Origin of the sequence: Microcoleus sp. AT8-B5, assembly GCF_036705565.1 — a bacterium.
Taxonomy (GTDB): domain Bacteria; phylum Cyanobacteriota; class Cyanobacteriia; order Cyanobacteriales; family Microcoleaceae; genus Microcoleus.
Window position 1 is genome coordinate 1 of record NZ_JAUBUY010000028.1, and the last position, 18,575, is coordinate 18,575.

An 18,575-nucleotide genomic window follows, 5' to 3' on the forward strand; every position below is an offset into this window, starting at 1 on the left:
AACCGAAACAATCATAGATGCTTTGCACACTCAAATTCAGTCACCCGTAAAAAAAAACCAAGAACTTATCGAAACCTCAGGGTAAGAGCATCTTAATCAGGCTTGACACAAGCACTTGAGAATCTGCATCATATAGTCATCATTCATCGCCGCTCGTTTCTTTTTTTGTCGCAAACTACGTCGGAGAGTCGTTTCTTGATTGATGGCATTAAGTGCCATTCGTCTTAGAAGAGCCAAGTTTTGAGGGCTGTTTAACGACAGAATGCGACATTGGTCTTCATTAAAAGTGACATCTAAAGTCCAATGAACTTGGTTTTCAATCCCCCAATGTTGACGAATTACACGACCATTAAGCTGAGCATCCACTGGTAAAGAACTTAGGTAAAACTGTACCTCTTGAGTCGTTTTGTTCCAAAGATGACGGACTCGTTCTACACAAACAATAGTCTGAATGTCAGTCCATTGTTCTTGTTTATAAAGTCCTCCTAATGCCGCCACTGGCACCGCCCAAACTTTTCTAATTTCGACGCGATGATGTCCCTTTTCTGTGCGGGAATCCTGACTCACTTCAATTCCCTCAAACTGTTGAGATTTCGCCATATCAAACCAGGTTTTAACTTGATTATAAAGAGTTGGATGATTACTTTTTAAGGTGACTACATAATCGGCTTTTTTCTGACGAATCAACCGAAGAATCTCGGTTTGTGTCCCCATCGCATCAATCGTAATAATGGCTCCGGTGATGTCAATTAATTCCAACAATGCCGGGAGCGCTGTGATTTCATTTGAATGGTCTTCAACTTTGACTTGTCCCAAAACTAACCGATGTTCACTCGCCCATGCCGTCACTAAATGTAAGTTTTTTACCCCTTTTTGTCGGTCATAAGACCCTCTCAGACTTTTGCCATCAATCGGGATCACTTCTTGAGCAACTGACCCGATTAATTGTTTCATCCACTGAGCTAATTTTTGCTCTAAAATTTTTGGCTCTAGCTTTTCAAAGACCCGACGGAATGTATCGTCACTTGGGATGCCATTGGGTAACTTTAAAAACTTTTGTAACCAGGTAAACTTACTGATTCCATAATTTTCCATGTCTTCCCACCCATCCGCTCCGGCTATCACAGCTAATAAGGCAATGACGAGAATATCTTTGAGTAAGTGGTGTTTGGTTCGCTCCACTCTTGGATCTGGTACGTCATCAAAATAATTTGAAAAGCCAGCTTGTAAATCTTCCATAGAGATGGGTTTTGGCTTGTTGAACTCTTGGGATTTTGCCGTTGGCTTGGAAGGAGCGAATCCTTTACTCATGCCCATAAACTTTTCCTTACCTTGATGACTTAGCTTTTGAGGCATTATAGAACCGTTAATGACGAGCGGGCTACCTGTGTATTTTGTTTGTTTTGTCAAGTACAATTTATACCAAATTAGATGAGCTTACCCTGATCGAAACCTAGCCAGAAAAGAATACTTGACAGTAGCAAAGAAACGAAGATCATCACTAAAAGAACGAAGAAAAGCGATTAAGAAACAACTTCAATATATTAAAAGAAATTTAGCTCATATCGAGGAAATGGGTGAGCTAACGTGGCTGAATAAATATTATTATAAAATGCTATTAGTAGTCACAGAAGTCTACCGTCAACAGTTATGGATGTATGAAAATAAAACACATAGTATTGAGGACAGTTGGGGTAAGTTTAACACAACCCCACATCCGCCCCATCGTCAGAGGGAAAGCCGGGAAATCCGTTGAGTTTGGGGCAAAGCTGTCAGCCAGTTGTCGTAACGGATACGTGTTTTTAGACCGAATTAGTTGGGATAATTTTAACGAGTCTGTAGACTTAAAGAAACAAGTAGAAGAATTTAAACGGTTCACGGGATTCTATCCTGAATCAATTCATGTAGATCGAATTTATCGAACCAGAGAAAATCGAGCGTGGTGCAAAGAAAGAGGGATTAGAATGAGTGGCCCCCCCTCTAGGAAGGCCCCCGACAAATATCAGCAAGTCAACGAAAAAACAGGCTCAGTCAGACGAGAGAATTCGTAACTCAATTGAGGGAAAATTTGGAGAAGCCAAAAGAAGATTCAGCCTCGGTAGAGTGATGGCTAAACTTGGTAATACTTCTGAAACAAGCATCGCAATAACTTTTCTGGTGATGAATCTTTCTGCCCTGCTACGGCAGGCTTTTTGGCTTTTTTTCGGTCTATTTCACAACAAAAACCTTTTGTCATGTTTTTTGGCTTAAATCATTGGTAAAAGCTATGTTTCGCCATCACAAGATTGACACAACTTATATTGCCGATGCCAGCTCAAATTCACTCATCTTTCTAAATGCTGTTTTCTGACTTTTTCAGCAAGCCCTAAGTAGCTATCCAATCCTCTCGAAAAAGACAAGGTGGAAAAAGAAATCCGGTACTTTCCTATGGACAAGCTTCTCTAAAAGTACGGTTAGAGGCAGGGCTGTTTCAGGCTCCGTAGGGGCAAACCCTCGTGAAGAGTCCCGATATTTGAAACATCGATTTCATCGTCCGTGGGGGGGCGGGCACGGGGAGTAGGGGTCGCACAGCCCCTACTACAAAATCGCGATTTTCCTGAGAATGAAACCGCCCTGCGGTGAGAGGGGGATGCGGGATTATTTTTTTCCGAATCAAGAGAGTTAATGGCTACTTGTTGACATATTCATCTCAAACTCAAAACAACAAAGCCTGAGAGCAAATGCTCTCAGGCTTTTCTAGCGGGATTTTTAACTGCTTGTTGCATCTGGCGTGCTAGCTCAAGCAGAGGATTTGGTTTCTTCAGCTACTTGTTCGTTGTTGGGTAACTCCAGGCAATAACCAGCCCCGTATACGGTTTTGATGTACCGAGGATGGCGGGGATCGGGTTCCATCTTGGTTCTCAGGTGTCTGATGTGTACACGAATAGTTTCGATGTCGTCGTCGGGGTCGTAACCCCACACTTCTTTGAGAATTTCGCTGGGAGAGACTGTCTGACCGTGGCGCTGAAGCAAGCAGTGCAGCAACTCAAACTCTAGGTGGGTCAGTTTGACTGTCTGAGCGTACCAAACAGCTTCAAACCTTTCGGGGACAAGGGTCAGCGGGCCGTAATTCAGAATTTCGGAGTGTTTGGCAGCTTGGGGAATGCGGTCTGTGCGCCTTAGTAGAGCTCGCACTCGGGCTAGCATCTCTTCTAGTTCAAAGGGTTTTGTCAGGTAGTCGTCGGCGCCGGAGTTGAAGCCTTCTACTTTGTCTTGAGTTTGACTTAAGGCTGTCAACATCAAGACGGGAATGTCTGAGGTGCGCTCGTCACGCCGCAAACGCTGACATACGGTGAATCCGTCTACTCTAGGCAGCATGAGGTCTAGGATGATCAGGTCGGGGAGCAGTTGTATTGCTAGTGCCTGACCTTTGATGCCGTCTTCTGCCTGGGTGACTTCATAGCCAGCCATTTCTAGGTTGACGGCTACAAGTTCGGCGATCGCCGCGTCATCATCAATAACAAGTATCCGGGGCATCATTATTTATCTCACCGCTAACCGAATGGCAGATCCTACAGCCTTCTGGGGGTTCCAGGTAACTTTAACGAACAATTTTTTAATTTTAAGCTTCATTAAGGATTATAAGGTTGATTAAGAACTTTCGGAGCTCTGTAAATATTCTTGTACTTATTATAAGCGATAACAGCGCATATCAGAAAACTGTTTACTCCAAATCTGGCTGGGGGCAGATTTGGGGTGGGGAAGAACAGCCTTAACTTTTGCAGGGTGCGCCTAGGTCCTCACAGGCTCGCCCTAGCGGTAGTCCGCGTCTTGCATTACCCTGTTAACCGTTAACTGTAAATTTTTTAAGTTGGTTAATTTTGCTTATAAAATTTTTGTGTTTTTTGAGTGGGTATGGCTGGCTTTTTGGGGGGATTTACGGTATTATTAAATAATAATAATACAAGTAAGCTGTGGAGCATTTAAACCACTAACGATGTCAGTAGGGTGCGTCAGATATCGCTCGCTTCCACCGACAAGGGAAACGCGGAGGACGCTCCGCACCATACAATACTATTTTAAATACTCCACAGCTTATTTATAGAAATAATAAAAACTATTACCATTATTAAATAATGACATATAAAAGTCAAATAATCAATCCCGCAACCTGAAAAATTTTGGTCATTTTTTTGCCTGTTGGGCTAATTTTTTTCTCTGCTTGGAATCAGCAAAACAACCGATAACAAATGCTTGCATACCTACTGAGGGCGAGTTTCCGATCGAGCTGGCGGAGTATTTTGGTTGGGAACAGTCGGCTTAGAACTTAATTTTTGGAAATAAAGACTGCCGATGGTGGTTAAGAATATTGTGTAAGCCGCCGCTTGGACGAGATAAAGTCGCTCTCTGTATCCAAACAGTGCTTTGAGAATCACTCCTGGAAATTGTCGATCGGGCAAAATTTCTGCTGCATTCCACACCATCGGGCCTAAAATACAAGAGTGGACTGGTGCGAGGCGATCGTAATAAACACAAATCGCTGCATACTTGCTATTCATCTGCGACAAAATCCCAGCGGCTTGGTCAAAATGCTTGAGTGCAGATACTGCCAAACCTGCCACGATTAACAACAACAAAATCCCCATAAACTTGAAAAACAGGCGGATATCAATTTTGACACCCCACTTGAACAGTAGCGCGCCAATGATTGCCGCCCCAGTCAAACCGCCCAAAGCACCCAAAGCGGGACTCAAACCTTGTTGAAATTGAGCGCTGACAAATATAACTGTTTCAAAACCTTCGCGCAGTACCGCAATAAAAATTAAGCCAAATACGCCCCAGCCGGCATTGCTATTTTCTGTCAAAGCTGCTGTAACTGCTCCTTCAACTTCTGCTTTGAGAAAGCGAGCTTGCTGAGTCATCCAAATTAGCATCCAGCTTAGCATTGCGATCGCCACAATTCCCAATACGCCCTCTAATAGCTGTTTAATGACTGGTGCGTAAGGCTGCTCAGATGTTGATAGTGCTGCGAGCAATCCATTGAATATAACACCCACAATACCGCTAGAAGCAATGCCGACTGCGACACCTGCATAAACCCAAGAATTGAGGTTACTTTGCTCAGCTTTTTTAAGACAAGCTAGTACAATTCCGACTACTAAGGCGGCTTCTACGCCTTCGCGCAGGGTAACTATAAAAGTTGGTATGGCTTCACTAAAATTCATTTTTTATAATTAGGGGGCATGGTCATGGGGCATGGGTCATTGGTCATTGGTCATTGGAAATAACCAATAACCAATAACCCATAACCAATCACAATTAACTAATGATTAAATCAACTATAATCCCGGAGCATTTTTTTCAGTTCTACTTGGTGTAATTCTTCTTGCCCAATTAGATTTCGGGCATATTCTTCCAAATAAACGCTGGAGTTGGTCACGACTTCAAGTAAAGACTTATACTTTTTGAGGGCTTTTTTCTCGTGATTTAAACTTTCTTCTAACAAGTCTTTCACCGAGTGTTTGTAGGTTTCTTCGATGGGAGCAATTTTCTGACTGGGGTGTCCCTCTAAACCGGTGAGAATTTCTCCTGCTTGTTGGGCGTGGAGTAGAGATTCCGTTGCTTGTGCTTTAAAAAACTGCACGATGGGAATCCGGTTTGGCCCTGTCACCATTAGTGAATAGTGGGTATAGCGCACGACACCTGCAAGTTCCCATTCCATGATGGTGCATAGCAGTTCCTGGGTTTTTTTCTCGTCAAGTTCTTTCATTTGTTGTTTTAGAGGTAGAATGCCTTAGAGGGCGCTGTTTATAATAGCACATTTAAGTTAAAAAGGAAAAGTAAGGTGCTGATGGCGCAGCTTACCGGAGAGATGTTGTATGTGAGCTAGGGGTTAACTTCTAAGGTTCCTGTAGGTTCAAACACTACAGTAAATTTAGCGACTGGTGCTGCACTGTTACTGCTGCTAGTTTCGGAAGATTTGAGGAGATTTGGCAAAGGAGTTTCTTTGGTGTAATCCTTGGCTGGTTGATTGAGTGGCTGGAAATTGCCGTAGCTTGCGGGGCGGAACGCCATCGCCCCATCTTGACTTGTACTGACTCGATAGACTAGATTTTGATTGAACGTAGGGCTAATTTGCCAACTTCGATCGATGCGATCGTACAGTTTCAGAGTTAACTCATCTAGTTTTACGCCGTAATTTCTGCTGTCTGATTTGTTCCATCTACCGCCTAAACTTTCTGCTGGGCTGCTGATACAGGTACAGCTTGGAGAGTATTATCTGTAGCCCTACTTGCCATAGCCGTTTCAGTAGACATATTAGTGAAAGGTACAACCTCTGGAGACTTGTCAGACAAATTTTTGGGGTTGTCAACAGCTAAACTGGAATTATTTGCAGCCGGAAGCGGACTGTTACTCGCAATAGCTCGTTAGGCCACCCCTTAGCAACAGCATTAGCGGGATTTTGCCCCTCCATTGTCAAAGACTTGACATGAAAACCGCGAAACATTTATTTTTGGCTAACGCGCGGGAGCATCTGAATGAAAGCAGCCCAGCTAAAAATTGGAGTTTTGAGGCTCTCTTGCTGGGGGGCAGGAGGCAGGAGGCAGGAGGCAGGAGGCAGGAGGGAAGAGGAAGAAGAAGTGTTTTTACAAATATGAGATGTTCCCTAACGCGCCACATTGCGATGGGAAAAGTCAATCGATTTTAGATTTGAGATGTGAGATTTTAGATTAAAGCATTAACCCAGCCCAAAAACGGATACGCTGCCACGTACAGGAGTGGTGGAAAGATCAAAATTTTAGACCCTAGTTCAAGCTCCCAGATTTATCTGTGGGGTAAATCTAAAATCTAAAATCTAAAATCTAAAATCGACTGACTTGCGCGAGATAAATACGTTCGGCAAGTTTCATCGGATACAGGTTTTTTATTTCTGGACGGATGAATTCAGGACTTGTATCCTGGATGATTTCGGTCAAAAATTTAATGTAAGTTATTCTCAAGAGTGGGAATAAAACCAATTAGGGATTTTCAGTTTTTTCTTGATATTTTTTTTTAATTATTGCTTGAGCTTGATGGTAAATACATTTTGCAGGTTAATCTGTAAACAAACATTGATCCTTTTTATCAAAAAGCTTGAATGTGGGGGTCTTCGGTACAATATCCGAATAATTCTTCAGGATTATTTAATGTTGCATTTTCATCCTCAAAACTTTGGCTGTGAAGCCCGAATCTATGTCAAATAAGCGATCGCCCGCCGCAAATCCCCCGATCGCTCGATCGCATTAATGCCCCCAGAGGGGGTTTTAAATTTTAGTAAAAAATAGTTGACTAAAGAGTTGGAACTTCTCTCGTTAGGATACATCAATGCACATACCTGATGGTTTTCTTTCACCGCCAGTAGCCATTGCCACCGGCATAGCAAGCGCAGCAGCAATCGCAGTTGCCCTAAATCGAACCAGCGCCAGTCTTGGACTCCGACAAGCCCCAATTATGGGCTTAACTACAGCTTTCGTGTTTGCAGCCCAGATGATCAACTTTCCGGTAGCTGGTGGCACTAGCGGCCACTTGTTGGGAGGGGCGCTCGCTTCCGTCGTTTTGGGGAGCCCTTGGGCGGCAACTTTAGCGATGAGCACAGTTTTTATAATTCAAAGCGTCTTGTTTGCCGACGGGGGCATCACCGCCTTGGGAGCTAATATTTTTAACATGGGGCTAGTTGGCATTTGGGTGGGCTGGTGGCTGTTGCAGCCATTGCAGCAACTTTTGGGAGGTTCTAGAAATCGTTTGCCCCTAGCTGCGGGTATTGCCGCTGGCCTCAGCGTCGTGGCTGCTTCGATTAGTGTGGCGATCCAATTGGCAATTTCTGGTACTGTAGGGCTCAATATCGCATTGCCAGCAATGGTAGGGGTACATATTTTAATTGGGATTGGCGAAGGGGTAATTACAGGCGGCGTGTTAACTTATCTCGTCAAAGTGCGGCCGGATTTACTGCCGGGAGAACAGCCACAATTGCAGAAATGGATAGTGCCAGTAATCGGAGTTTTATTAATTTCCGGGGTGCTTTCACTATTTGCTTCAAGTTGGCCTGACGGGTTAGAAGCGGTAGCCGAAAAATACGGCTTTAAAGATAAAGAAGCTGTGGCGATCGAAAATCCCACTCCTTTAGCAGATTACACAGTTAAAGGATTAGAAGAACAGCCTATTGGTACTAGCATTGCTGGACTTTTAGGGTCTGCCTTCAGCTTCGGCGCGGCTTTTGGGATTGCTCAGTTGGTGGTAAAACCTAAAGATGTCTAAACTCTCCATACCTTTTCGATTGCGAGTGTCTCTCACAATTGTGATTGGCATGGGTTTTCTGAAGACAGGCGCTTGGCTGTGGCTGGGAATTTATGGGGCGATCGCACTTTTTTGGTCGTTTTGGCTCAGGGCTCCGGTGCGAACCCTAGCGCAACTGTTGGGAGCAGAATTGATTTTTCTGTCCTTATTAGTGCTGCCCCAAGGTTGGGAACGCGCCAGTTTTTTGTTGCTGCGTTCCCTAATTTGCCTGCTAATTATGAACAGTTTTCTGCTAACTTTGCCACCCCACAGTTTCGGAATCGCCCTCAAAGGATTACCCCTACCAGCAGGTTTGCAAGAAATTGTACTTTTAACAGGACAATACTTAGAAATCCTGCTGTCCGAAGTCAACCGCATGAAAATATCAGCCCAACTCCGGGGCTTGTCGGGTACCGGAGGATGGCTGCGCTACGCCAGTGCTTCCATGATCGGAGCGCTTTATTTGCGAAGTCTCGATCGGGCAGAAAGAGTACACGCAGCAATGCTAATTCGCGGGTATCAAGGAGCTGTACCTGCCGAATCAAAATCAACACCAAAAGAGCGACTCTGGCTGACAGTAGCAATTGTAATGGCAGCCGGATTAACAATAGCTTCTTATGGTAAGTGGTAATTTAGAAGGGGCAATTGGTAATTGGTAATTGATTAATTCATTCCTCTACCTTTTGCCTTCTCCCTTCCCCTCTCTGCGCCCTCTGTGCTCTCTGCGGTTACATACTCTTAATCCTAAAATCGAGGCAAATAAAACTTGAGTAGACTAAAATCTGTGCCAACAATCGAAGTAGAAAACTTAGTATTTGGCTATCCCGATCAAAAGCCAATATTGCGGGGAATTTCTTTTAGTTTGCAACCAGGAGAAAGAGTGGCTCTACTCGGCCTGACAGGTGCTGGTAAAAGCACTTTACTCGAAAACTTGATCGGATTAAAAATCCCTCAAGCGGGCGAGATTAGAGTGCAGGGAAAAAAGTTGGAAGAGGCGACGTTATCGCAGGCGCGCAGGCAGATTGGATTTTGCTTTCAAGATGCTAACGACCAGCTATTTATGCCGACTATTTTAGAGGATGTCATGTTCGGGCCTCGCAATTACGGAGTGCCGCCGGGAGTGGCGCGCGATCGAGCTTTAGCCCTATTAGACGAATTTGGTTTAGTAGAATTTGCCAACCGTTCGGCCCACGAACTTTCGGGAGGTCAAAGAAGATTAGCAGCCTTGGCAGCAATTTTAGCATTAGAGCCGGCAATTTTAATCTTAGATGAGCCGACGAACGGACTCGATCCCTCGTGGCGGCGTCATTTGGCGTCTGTTTTGTCCCAATTGCCGATCGAGGTAATTTTGATTGCTTCTCACAATTTGAATTGGATCGGTAAAACGACTCAAAGGGCGTTAGTTTTGGCGGATGGTGAGATAAAAATTGACAGAAAAACCCAAGATTTGCTGGCAGACAAATCAACTCTCGAATATTACAATTTGCCACCAGATTGGTAATTAACTATTGGTCATGAGTCATTACATAAAGCAGTGATAACCAACCACAAGCGATGGCAACGATTGGGTGGAATTACAGGCAATATATATCTGTAATTACAGGTCGAATTTGCGGACGGCTTCATTGTACAAATGAATAGCTAAATCGCGTATAATTTGTTCATTTTGAAAATCACTTCCTAACTTCTGTTTGGCAATTTGAACACATTTTCTCATCAAGTCTGACGAACTTTCGATGTGAAGTGCGATCGCCCTTTGCTTTTCTTCAAAGCCGACCTCGATTTCCGCCAGCCTTTTGACCGATTGACAATTCGCCGATTGCTCTAAATTTGCCGCCATTTTTTCCTGCTTTCTCCTTTGGACTTCCTCGGAAAAACCCGCAGCGATGAGCCCCGCAGGTAACGCAAAAATTCCAATTCCCAAAAATGCTAATATTGCTCCTAACAATTTTCCTAAAGGAGTGATTGGATAAATATCACCGTAACCGACAGTAGTTAATGTCACAACTCCCCACCACATTGCATCGGGGATGCTCGCAAAAGTTTCGGGATGCGCCTCGTTTTCAACAAAATACATGACGCTAGAGGCAAATATTAAGAGAATAAAAACTGCAAATGCAGTGGCAATTAACTCTTCTTTTTTAGCGTACAATACTGCTCCCAGAGTTCTGAGCGATTCTGAATAGCGACTCATTTTTAGCAAGCGCAACAGGCGCAAAACACGAATTAAGTTAACGAAGTTAAAACTAGGAAATAACAGCAAGAAGTAAAAAGGTAAGATTGAAATTAAATCAATCAAGCTTAGCGGTGTAAGAGCATATCTCAATCTTCCCCAAAGCGGGTGGCTGTATTTGCGATCGACTGTAGAAACCCATAGCCTCAAAATATATTCTATTGTAAATACTAAGGAGGAAACAATTTCGATGTTTGCCAAAAGCGATGTGTGTTCTGGCGACAAGGTGGGGGAAGTAGAAGCAATAAAAGCTGCGACGTTAATCAGAATCAAACAAGTTATGAAAACATCATCTGCTAAACTGTATAAATTGCTTGACTCTGAGGTTTCTAAGATTTCATAAATTATAGTTTTGATTTTTTTAGGCATTGGAGTTTGTCCTAAGAATTTAGCAATTAACGCTCGCGCTTCACTACAGTATAAGCAATGAAATTCCCAAAATTAAGCAGGAGTTGCCCTCAAGCTAAAAAATTGTGTTCTTCAGAGAGGCTCTTGTTACGAAATTCAATATTTCTCATGGAAAGTGGGTTGTTTGGGGCAACGGTATTCTAGTAAAATTTAGAGTTGATCTGGAAAAAATTTCCAACTATTACTGGGTTTGCAGGCAAAAATCATGAAGGTAGCCGTATTCAGCACCAAATCCTACGATCGCACATTTCTGGAAGCAGCGAATGTCGGCGGCAAACACGATTTAGTTTTTTTTGAACCGCGTCTGAACCTGGAAACCAGCGTTTTGGCTGCTGGATTTCCGGCCGTTTGCGCGTTCGTGAACGACTCCTTGGACGCGAAAACGCTGCTTAGCATTGCCGAAAAAGGCGTCCGCTTGCTGGCCCTGAGATCCGCCGGATTTAATCACGTCGATTTAGCAGCAGCGAAGGATTTAAATCTAACTCTCCTCCGAGTTCCGGCTTATTCTCCCTACGCCGTCGCGGAACACGCAGTCGCTCTGATTTTGTCCCTCAACCGCAAAATCCACCGGGCCTACAACCGCGTCCGCGAAGGCAATTTCGCCCTAGACGGCTTGTTGGGTTTTGACCTTCATGGCAAAACGGTGGGAATCGTCGGAACAGGCAGAATTGGCGCAATTACTGCCCAAATTTTGCACGGATTCGGGTGTCGCCTGTTGGGATACGATGTTTACCAAAACCCAGATTGCCTCGCCCTAGGCATGGAATACGTCGCACTCCCGGAACTGTTCGCCACCTCTGATATTGTCAGCCTGCACTGTCCGCTGATACCGGAAACTTACCATTTAATCGGTGCAGAGGCGATCGAGCAAATGAAACCAGGGATGATGCTGATCAATACCAGCCGCGGTCAGTTGATTGACACTAAAGCTGTCACCAAAGCACTGAAGTCTGGTATAATTGGCTACCTAGGCTTAGATGTTTACGAACAAGAGACGGATCTGTTTTTTGAGGATTTGTCAAATCACGTTATTCAAGACGACGTTTTTCAGCGCTTGCTGACTTTCCCCAACGTCCTGATTACCGGACACCAAGCTTTTTTCACCGAGGAAGCTTTGAAAAATATCGCCGAAACCACGATCGGCAATATCACCGACTTTGAACAAGGACGCCCTTGCCCGAATCAAATCGACCTCTCTCAAGTGAAAAAATGAGTCAAAAGACCGATTTGGCAGCGAAGGCAATTGTTTAAAATCAAGTCATATCATTATTTTTGCTTGCAATTTGTGAAACTCTGCCTTAGTCTCATCAATTAGTCCCTGCAGCGCGGATGCTGTGCTAATTGCCGGAGAATTCTACTGGCAGCAATTCACAGCCTGCAATTTTACCTGACAACGGAGTAAGTATCCAATGACACAAGCTAACTTTTCGGACGAGACACAAACCATCACTGAAGTCGTGACAGTAGATCTGGTTGAGGACAAACCGGGGGTCATGACTACAGTGACAACCACAGAAACAACGGCCGGCCAGTTCCAAGATATTAAAGACCAAGTTATTACAATTTTGTCGGAACTTCCAGCCTATCTCTCTAATTTTTTTGCTGACTACCAAAAGCCCCTCATCACAGTTGGTTTAATCCTGGCAGGCGGTATTAGTATTAAGGTAATGCTGGGAGTTTTAGGTGCTCTTAATGATGTCCCTTTGGTAGCTCCAATTTTTGAGTTGATTGGCATGGGATATACGGGTTGGTTTGTTTACCGCTATCTGCTCAAGGCTTCTAATCGCCAAGAGTTGTTAACGGAAATTGATTCTTTAAAAGAACAAGTTGTAGGTAAAGATTCTTAAAGGGGTGTTGAAGGAAGAGGGAAGAAGGAAGTTCGGCAACGGATGTAACGGATGTCAGGAAGAAGGAAGAAAGAGGATTTTTCCCACTCTCCTCTTTCCTAATCTCCCACTCCTCCCTCTCCCCCTCTCCCACTCTCCCAATCTCAATTTGGATGGCAAACTTGTTGCAAAGTGGCGGTAAAGTCGGGGTAGGAAATGGCAGCAGCTTCTGCCCGGTGAATGTTAGTAATACCTGTGGCGTTGAGGGCTGCGATCGCCAAACTCATGGCGATTCTGTGGTCGGTGTAGCTGTCAACATCCGCGCCAGTCAAAGGAGTTCCCCCGGTAATTTCTAAACCGTCGGGTAACTCGGAAATTTGGGCTCCCATGCGGTTGAGTTCGGCAGCAGTCACGGCCAGTCGATCGCTCTCTTTGACTCGCAACTCGGCCGCATCTCGAATTATTGTAGTACCGGAGGCAAAGATCGCCGCTACTGCCAAAATCGGGATTTCGTCAATCAGTCGGGGAATTAAGTCGCCTGCAATGGTGCATCCCCGCAATTGGCCGGAACTACGAACCAAAATATCCGCTACAGGTTCCCCAGCCGCCTCTCGCTGATTTTGCAGTTCAATATCGGCGCCCATCATCTCCAAAGCTTCCAAAATGCCTGTACGAGTTGGGTTGACGCCGACATTTTCGACTACGAGCTCGGAACCTGGGACGATCGCCCCAGCAACTAGCCAAAAAGCCGCCGAACTAATATCCCCCGGTACAATCACATTCTGCCCTTGCAGTTGTGTCGGCCCAGTGACTGTCACGCTACAAGTTTCTGGATCGACGCTCAATTGGGCTCCAAACGCTCGCAGCATCCGTTCGCTGTGATCCCGCGACAGAGCGGGTTCTGTGACTGTAGTTTCTCCCTCCGCCATCAAACCGGCGAGCAAAATGCAAGATTTAACTTGAGCCGAGGCGATCGGAGAATGGTAGTGAATCGGTTTTAACTGCTGTCCCAGTATCCCTAAAGGAGCTAAAGAATTACTTTTTCGCCCCCAAATTTGCGCTCCCATTTGTTGTAGCGGTTTAATGACGCGCGACATGGGGCGCGATCGCAGAGAACTGTCACCCGTTACCGCATAAAAACGCCCCGGATGAGAGGCTAAAATTCCCAACATCAGCCGCATCGTCGTGCCGGAATTACCCGCATCCAAGACTTCCACAGGCTCCTCTAACTCGCCAATTCCGACGCCCGTGACTGTCACCCGTTCCGCATTGAGTTCCGAAACTTTGGCTCCCAGGAGCGAGAAACATTTAGCCGTGCTGCGGGGGTCTTCTCCTAGGAGTAGTCCCTCAATTGTCGTTTCACCTTGGGCGATCGCACCCAACATCAAAGCTCGGTGAGAAATCGACTTATCGCCCGGAACTCGAATCCTCCCCACCAGCGACAAGCCCGATGCCGGTTTTTGAATGCTTAAAGTTTGGCTTTTGTCAAGAAGCGTAGTAGTTATAATGTCAGCTTGCATTGAGATAAACTAGGATTGGATGGCGTTAGCTATCCTACCTTTTTCTCAGTCCTAAGTCAGTCGTCTTTTGTACGGGCTGAGGGTTTTTTCCCAATGTGTCCGGTTAACTTAAAGGCTGATTAAACTCGCCCGGAGACTCCGCTGTCAGTTGTCGGCGACACGGGAGTGCGGACGCAACGGCACGGATTTCACATTAATTTCACAAATATTATCCGTGTATCTGCTTAGATTTCATCTCCAGCTCTGAGTTATCGACCAGATGATTGAATTGTGACTAAACAATTTTAGATTTTCGATTGCGAGTTGTAGATTTTTCATTTTGTTAAGCAAAAGCTCCGGAATTTGGAACCCAGCCAATCTAAAATCTAAAGTCTAAAATCTCAAATCTCAAACTGCCCGATCCACCACAACTCCTAAACTTTTATTTATGCTGACCCATCACCGCAAGCCTGTAAGTTTATCGCTCGTCTCCACAGATTTACCTTTGTGGTCAGTCGTTGAAACCGCTGCTACGCTTTATCAAAAAGACCGCGAGCGCTTTCACTTGTTGTTGCACGAACCAGCAATAATCGATCGCGAATTTTCCGACGGTTCCAACGAATCTGCCGAGCCAGTTACAATCTTACCCCCAACTACAAAACCCCGGTTGCTCTGGCTAGAAGTTTCGCCCTATCGAGTCATTATGACGATGCAAGGAAACGGCAAATACAGTTACCGCCACTGCTGGGAACGAGGAATGTACGGCCTGAGCCGTTATTGGCTTCAGGGCGAATCGCTGGCGACTCCCGAACAGTTGCGACTCCGCAACTTCACTCGCAACTTGACCCTGACAGGAAAGCCGGAACCGGATCACTTGCAGTTAGAATACGAGTTGTGGTCGGAGAAAGTGCAACTCGGTCGCTATATTTTGAATCTAGAAATTCATCACTAAATTGGGTAATTGCAAAGGGGTAGATAGTAGGTGAAGGCGACGCATTCCTCAAATTCCTTCACCCCCCGTGGGTTGTTGGGGTTCGCGTGGCAATCTCAAAATACAAAACTCTTAGCCTTTAGCGATCGCCCTTACAATAATTAATCAGTTTGCTAGTCAAAGCGTCTTGATTTGCGGCTGCTTGATTCGCCTGTTGGCCGGCTCTAATAATATCTGCTTGAGCTGTTTGGATTTGCTCTCGACCTTCTATACTTGTAGAAGCGAGATTTCCAGCCTGAAGGCTTTTGCTTATGTCGCCGAGTGCTTGACTAATTTCCTGGAAGGATTTAACCGATGGCTCCTGAATTTCTTTGAGGGTTGGATCTGTTATTCGCAGAGCTTGAAGTTCATTCGCTATTAGGTTCAAATTTTTAGCTAAATTGTCGGTCGTTGCAGCATCGTTGCTGTCTTTATCAACATCAATGAGAGCGTTGCCTTTGTTGACAATTTCAGTAAATTTAGTACACTGGACAGTTCGACTCTCGCTGCAACTAATCGTCAGCGTACAGCAAGCAACAACTATCAGCAGGATGGCAATCTGTTTGCGAAAAAAGTACATGAACCCTCGGTTGCAAAAAAAGTAGATTCTGGGATTTTGTCGTAGAGTGCGTCACTCGATTTTCGATTTTCGATTTTCGATTTACTTGCGACATTGAATCAAACGAGCTGGAACTTTGGTCTAAAATTAGGGATTGTCCACAAGGCGAGTGTACGCGGCACAGTATCCGTTTTTGGGTGTGTCAGCGGGCCGATCGATATATCGACTGTCGAACAACTTTCGCGGCATTCAAACACGCTCTACTAAGCTAAACTACGTACCTGTTTAGGAACTATGGTCAAAAACAGCAATAACCTAAAGAAGGGAAGCATTTGGGGATATCTTACCCTGCTTTTGCCTATTTCCTTGACGGCGGTTGCCAGTTTCGAGTCGGGAAGGATGTTTTGGGCGATCGCCACCACAGCGGGCGTTGCTTGGGCTTACAAGCTCTATCAGCAGCAGCAAAAAAATAAACTCGCTCATTTAGACTCGGTTTTCTATAAGTTGATCAAGGAAAATCAAGGGCGAGTTACGGCTTTGGATTTGGCGATGAATGCAAAACTGCCCGGAGAAAAGGTTCAAGAGTATCTCGACGAACGAGCCTCTGAGTTTGCCGCAGATTTTGAAGTGACGGAACAAGGCGGAATTTTGTATTATTTTCAAATAGCTCCAACTGTCAATCAAAGCGAAACAGCTAATGCGGCAATAGCTGTTCAAGAGCCTCCCACAAATCGGGAAAAAACACAAGAGAAAAAACCAAATTTATTCCCCATTGCTCAAACCAAGACTCCTCAAAAGCCCAAAATCTCTTTTACCCAGACGGAACTATCCCGCAGGTTCAAAGTTCACGCAAGTACGATCGGCAAGTGGAAACTTAAGCCGGAGTTTGCTCAGTGGAGCCGCGAAAAAGACCCGGAGAATATCGCCTGGGAATATTCTACAGAAAACAAGCGATTTTATCCCAAAGATTGACGTATTGACTAATTGACTGATTTGGGTTATCTTCAGTGAAAGTTGAAGTTTTTTTGAAATTAAAGGCAAAGCAAATGCAGCAGCACCAGAACCGAGAACAGCTCCCGCTAGATCGGATATTTCTGGGAAATTGTCTGGAACTTCTGAGCAGCTTGCCAGATGAATGCGTTGATTTAGTAGTATCCTCTCCTCCCTACAATTTGGGCAAGGAATACGAAACCAAGCAAGCTCTCAATATTTATTTAGAAGAACAGAGAATTGTGCTCCAAGAGTGCAGCCGAATTCTCAAAAAATCAGGTTCGCTGTTCTGGCAAGTCGGTGCTTTCTCCGATCGGGGTACGCTAATTCCGCTCGATATTCGCTTCTTTCCAATTCTAGAATCCTGCGGGTTAATTCCTCGGAATCGAATTATCTGGGGGAGACAGCACGGTTTGCACGGCAGAAAGAAATTCTCATGCCGCCACGAGACAATTCTTTGGTTTACTAAATCCGATGAATATATATTTAACTTAGACGATATTAGAGTACCGCAAAAGTATCAAAATAAAAAACATTACCGGGGATCTCGCAAAGGCGAACTTTCATGCAATCCTGACGGGAAAAACCCAGGCGACATTTGGATGTTCCGCAACGTCAAACACAACCACGAAGAACAAACTATACATCCCTGTCAATTTCCCGAAGACTTAATAGCTAGAATTGTCTTGACTACAACGGTGAAAGGTAATGTTGTTATCGATCCTTATATGGGTTCGGGTACGGCGGCCGTTGTAGCTAAAAACTGCGATCGGCATTTTATCGGTGCAGAATTGGATCTAAAATATTATCAAGTTGCGCTGCGTCGTTTAAGCGGGGAACCGGACGAGCGCGGCTATTTCCCCAACTTAAAAACTCTGCGGGACTATGTAGAAAAAACCGGACAGCCAATAGAAGGATTTCGGTTTGACGTACAAGTAGGTAAAAAACCAACTGAACGCAGCAAAGCAAAAATATATCCCGAAGAGTATCACTTAGAAGAAATGGAGAAACGCTTGCTCTATGAGGAAGCTGCTTTTGCTGCGGATATTCGGGGAAAAGCTCCACCAGTAGACCTCAAGCTAAATGGCAACGGTAAGAAAACGCTGAATTCTACTAAAATTGGAGAGCAATTAGAACTTGAGCTGTGGAGCTAGTATATCATTTTTCAAATAATCCGAATAGAACTGCGACTGCGGGGCGAGCGTCCTGAAATTATTTGACATTCACACTCTTGCTGAGTTACTATTGTCCTTGATGTTCGAGCGCTGTAAACAGTCAATTTTGCAGGTACTTTTGTATTCCTTTGGTTGAATAAACACACTATTCTGAGCGGTACATTAAATAGAGAGGCCGATAATACTGTTAACTGATTCACAGCTTGCTCGTAGTAAAGGCTGCTATTAGCAGCAGGAAACATTTGTGCTCTTGTAACTATAATAACAACCTTAACGGGCTGTCCTGTCAGAGGCGTCTTAGTGTTGAAAAACAATTGCGATCGCACAGTATTGTTTAATAGAAGTGCATAGTGAGAAAACTGAACTTCTACAATCGCACCAGCAGAGCCAAAGTCAACATCTGTTCCCAAAAATCGATATATCGGCGGAATCTTGATTTTCGCTAGCCATCCAAGTTTGAGCAACTCAGTTTTGATGTATTCATTGGTTGCTACAGTATCGAAAACTGGAGCGCCCAGAAATCCAGCTTGAGCTGAAGGTTTTATGTGCAGTGGCATAGCAGCAAGTACGCTGCTGATTTGGTTCCATTCCGCGCTACAGTAGTTACTGATGACAGTGTTTGC

At 44.7% G+C, this 18,575-nt stretch carries 19 protein-coding genes and 1 pseudogene; 9 read left to right on the forward strand and 11 right to left on the reverse strand.

Annotated elements, in window-relative coordinates; all coding sequences use genetic code 11:
* Nucleotides 1–96 precede the first annotated feature (96 nt).
* The gene (locus QUB39_RS18930) at nt 97–1,311 is read right to left on the reverse strand and encodes an ISAs1 family transposase (RefSeq protein WP_333058664.1); all 1,215 of its coding nucleotides are present in this window, start codon (nt 1,309–1,311) and stop codon (nt 97–99) included.
* A 136-nt stretch (nt 1,312–1,447) separates the two neighbouring features.
* Here QUB39_RS18930 and QUB39_RS18935 point away from each other — a divergent pair.
* A pseudogene (locus tag QUB39_RS18935) lies at nt 1,448–2,250 on the forward strand (transposase); the annotation flags it as partial.
* Nucleotides 2,251–2,778: 528 nt separating this feature from the next.
* Here QUB39_RS18935 and QUB39_RS18940 read toward each other — a convergent pair.
* The 6 genes from QUB39_RS18940 to QUB39_RS18965 all read right to left on the reverse strand — a co-directional run bounded on the left by QUB39_RS18940 (nt 2,779) and on the right by QUB39_RS18965 (nt 7,342).
* Complete coding sequence (locus QUB39_RS18940) at nt 2,779–3,516, reverse strand: response regulator transcription factor (RefSeq protein ID WP_333053479.1); 738 nt, start codon at nt 3,514–3,516, stop codon at nt 2,779–2,781.
* A gap of 725 nt (nt 3,517–4,241) precedes the next feature.
* Nucleotides 4,242–5,204, reverse strand: a complete 963-nt coding sequence (locus tag QUB39_RS18945) for an FTR1 family protein (RefSeq protein WP_333053329.1) — start codon at nt 5,202–5,204, stop codon at nt 4,242–4,244.
* Nucleotides 5,205–5,314: 110 nt separating this feature from the next.
* Nucleotides 5,315–5,749: a ferritin-like domain-containing protein gene (locus QUB39_RS18950; RefSeq protein WP_333034807.1), complete on the reverse strand. Its 435-nt coding sequence runs from the start codon at nt 5,747–5,749 to the stop codon at nt 5,315–5,317.
* Nucleotides 5,750–5,865: 116 nt separating this feature from the next.
* Complete coding sequence (locus tag QUB39_RS18955; protein WP_333053330.1) at nt 5,866–6,054, reverse strand: hypothetical protein; 189 nt, start codon at nt 6,052–6,054, stop codon at nt 5,866–5,868.
* Nucleotides 6,055–6,209: 155 nt separating this feature from the next.
* Nucleotides 6,210–6,335 carry a hypothetical protein gene (locus QUB39_RS18960; protein ID WP_333053331.1) on the reverse strand — a complete coding sequence of 42 codons (126 nt, stop codon included), beginning with the start codon at nt 6,333–6,335 and terminating at the stop codon, nt 6,210–6,212.
* An 875-nt stretch (nt 6,336–7,210) separates the two neighbouring features.
* Nucleotides 7,211–7,342 carry a hypothetical protein gene (locus QUB39_RS18965; protein WP_333053332.1) on the reverse strand — a complete coding sequence of 44 codons (132 nt, stop codon included), beginning with the start codon at nt 7,340–7,342 and terminating at the stop codon, nt 7,211–7,213.
* Nucleotides 7,343–7,344: 2 nt separating this feature from the next.
* Between QUB39_RS18965 and QUB39_RS18970 the strand changes: the two genes are divergently transcribed.
* The 3 genes from QUB39_RS18970 (at nt 7,345) to QUB39_RS18980 (ending at nt 9,793) form a co-directional block, all read left to right on the forward strand.
* Nucleotides 7,345–8,274: an energy-coupling factor ABC transporter permease gene (locus QUB39_RS18970; protein ID WP_333053334.1), complete on the forward strand. Its 930-nt coding sequence runs from the start codon at nt 7,345–7,347 to the stop codon at nt 8,272–8,274.
* A complete protein-coding gene (locus QUB39_RS18975) occupies nt 8,267–8,923 on the forward strand; it encodes an energy-coupling factor transporter transmembrane protein EcfT (RefSeq protein ID WP_333053335.1) in 657 nt (218 codons plus the stop codon). The genes QUB39_RS18970 and QUB39_RS18975 overlap by 8 nt, the downstream gene beginning before the upstream one ends.
* 135 nt (nt 8,924–9,058) lie before the next feature.
* Nucleotides 9,059–9,793 (forward strand): ABC transporter ATP-binding protein, encoded by a 735-nt coding sequence (locus tag QUB39_RS18980; protein ID WP_333053336.1) that lies wholly within the window; start codon nt 9,059–9,061, stop codon nt 9,791–9,793.
* Nucleotides 9,794–9,889: 96 nt separating this feature from the next.
* Here QUB39_RS18980 and QUB39_RS18985 read toward each other — a convergent pair whose 3' ends face one another.
* Nucleotides 9,890–10,894 (reverse strand): ion transporter, encoded by a 1,005-nt coding sequence (locus tag QUB39_RS18985; RefSeq protein ID WP_333053337.1) that lies wholly within the window; start codon nt 10,892–10,894, stop codon nt 9,890–9,892.
* 244 nt (nt 10,895–11,138) lie between these two features.
* On the opposite strand from QUB39_RS18985, the gene QUB39_RS18990 reads away from it, so the two are divergent.
* Entirely contained in the window at nt 11,139–12,146 is a 1,008-nt protein-coding gene (locus QUB39_RS18990) for a 2-hydroxyacid dehydrogenase (RefSeq protein ID WP_333053338.1), read from the forward strand.
* 196 nt (nt 12,147–12,342) lie between these two features.
* Nucleotides 12,343–12,780 (forward strand): CAAD domain-containing protein, encoded by a 438-nt coding sequence (locus QUB39_RS18995; RefSeq protein ID WP_333053339.1) that lies wholly within the window; start codon nt 12,343–12,345, stop codon nt 12,778–12,780.
* 143 nt (nt 12,781–12,923) lie between these two features.
* Here the strand turns inward: QUB39_RS18995 and aroA are convergent, their stop codons facing one another.
* Entirely contained in the window at nt 12,924–14,279 is a 1,356-nt protein-coding gene (gene aroA, locus QUB39_RS19000) for a 3-phosphoshikimate 1-carboxyvinyltransferase (RefSeq protein ID WP_333053340.1), read from the reverse strand.
* Between the two features lie 427 nt (nt 14,280–14,706).
* Here aroA and QUB39_RS19005 point away from each other — a divergent pair, with 427 nt between their 5' ends.
* A complete protein-coding gene (locus QUB39_RS19005; protein WP_333053341.1) occupies nt 14,707–15,210 on the forward strand; it encodes a hypothetical protein in 504 nt (167 codons plus the stop codon).
* 118 nt (nt 15,211–15,328) lie between these two features.
* Here QUB39_RS19005 and QUB39_RS19010 read toward each other — a convergent pair whose 3' ends face one another.
* On the reverse strand, nt 15,329–15,808 hold the full coding sequence (locus QUB39_RS19010; protein ID WP_333053342.1) for a hypothetical protein: 480 nt from the start codon (nt 15,806–15,808) through the stop codon (nt 15,329–15,331).
* Between the two features lie 273 nt (nt 15,809–16,081).
* On the opposite strand from QUB39_RS19010, the gene QUB39_RS19015 reads away from it, so the two are divergent.
* Nucleotides 16,082–16,759 carry a hypothetical protein gene (locus tag QUB39_RS19015; RefSeq protein ID WP_333210393.1) on the forward strand — a complete coding sequence of 226 codons (678 nt, stop codon included), beginning with the start codon at nt 16,082–16,084 and terminating at the stop codon, nt 16,757–16,759.
* A gap of 35 nt (nt 16,760–16,794) precedes the next feature.
* Complete coding sequence (locus tag QUB39_RS19020) at nt 16,795–17,931, forward strand: DNA methyltransferase (protein WP_333053345.1); 1,137 nt, start codon at nt 16,795–16,797, stop codon at nt 17,929–17,931.
* A gap of 11 nt (nt 17,932–17,942) precedes the next feature.
* On the opposite strand, the gene QUB39_RS19025 is transcribed toward QUB39_RS19020, so the two are convergent.
* Nucleotides 17,943–18,509, reverse strand: a complete 567-nt coding sequence (locus QUB39_RS19025; RefSeq protein WP_333053346.1) for a hypothetical protein — start codon at nt 18,507–18,509, stop codon at nt 17,943–17,945.
* Between the last annotated feature and the right edge of the window lie 66 nt (nt 18,510–18,575).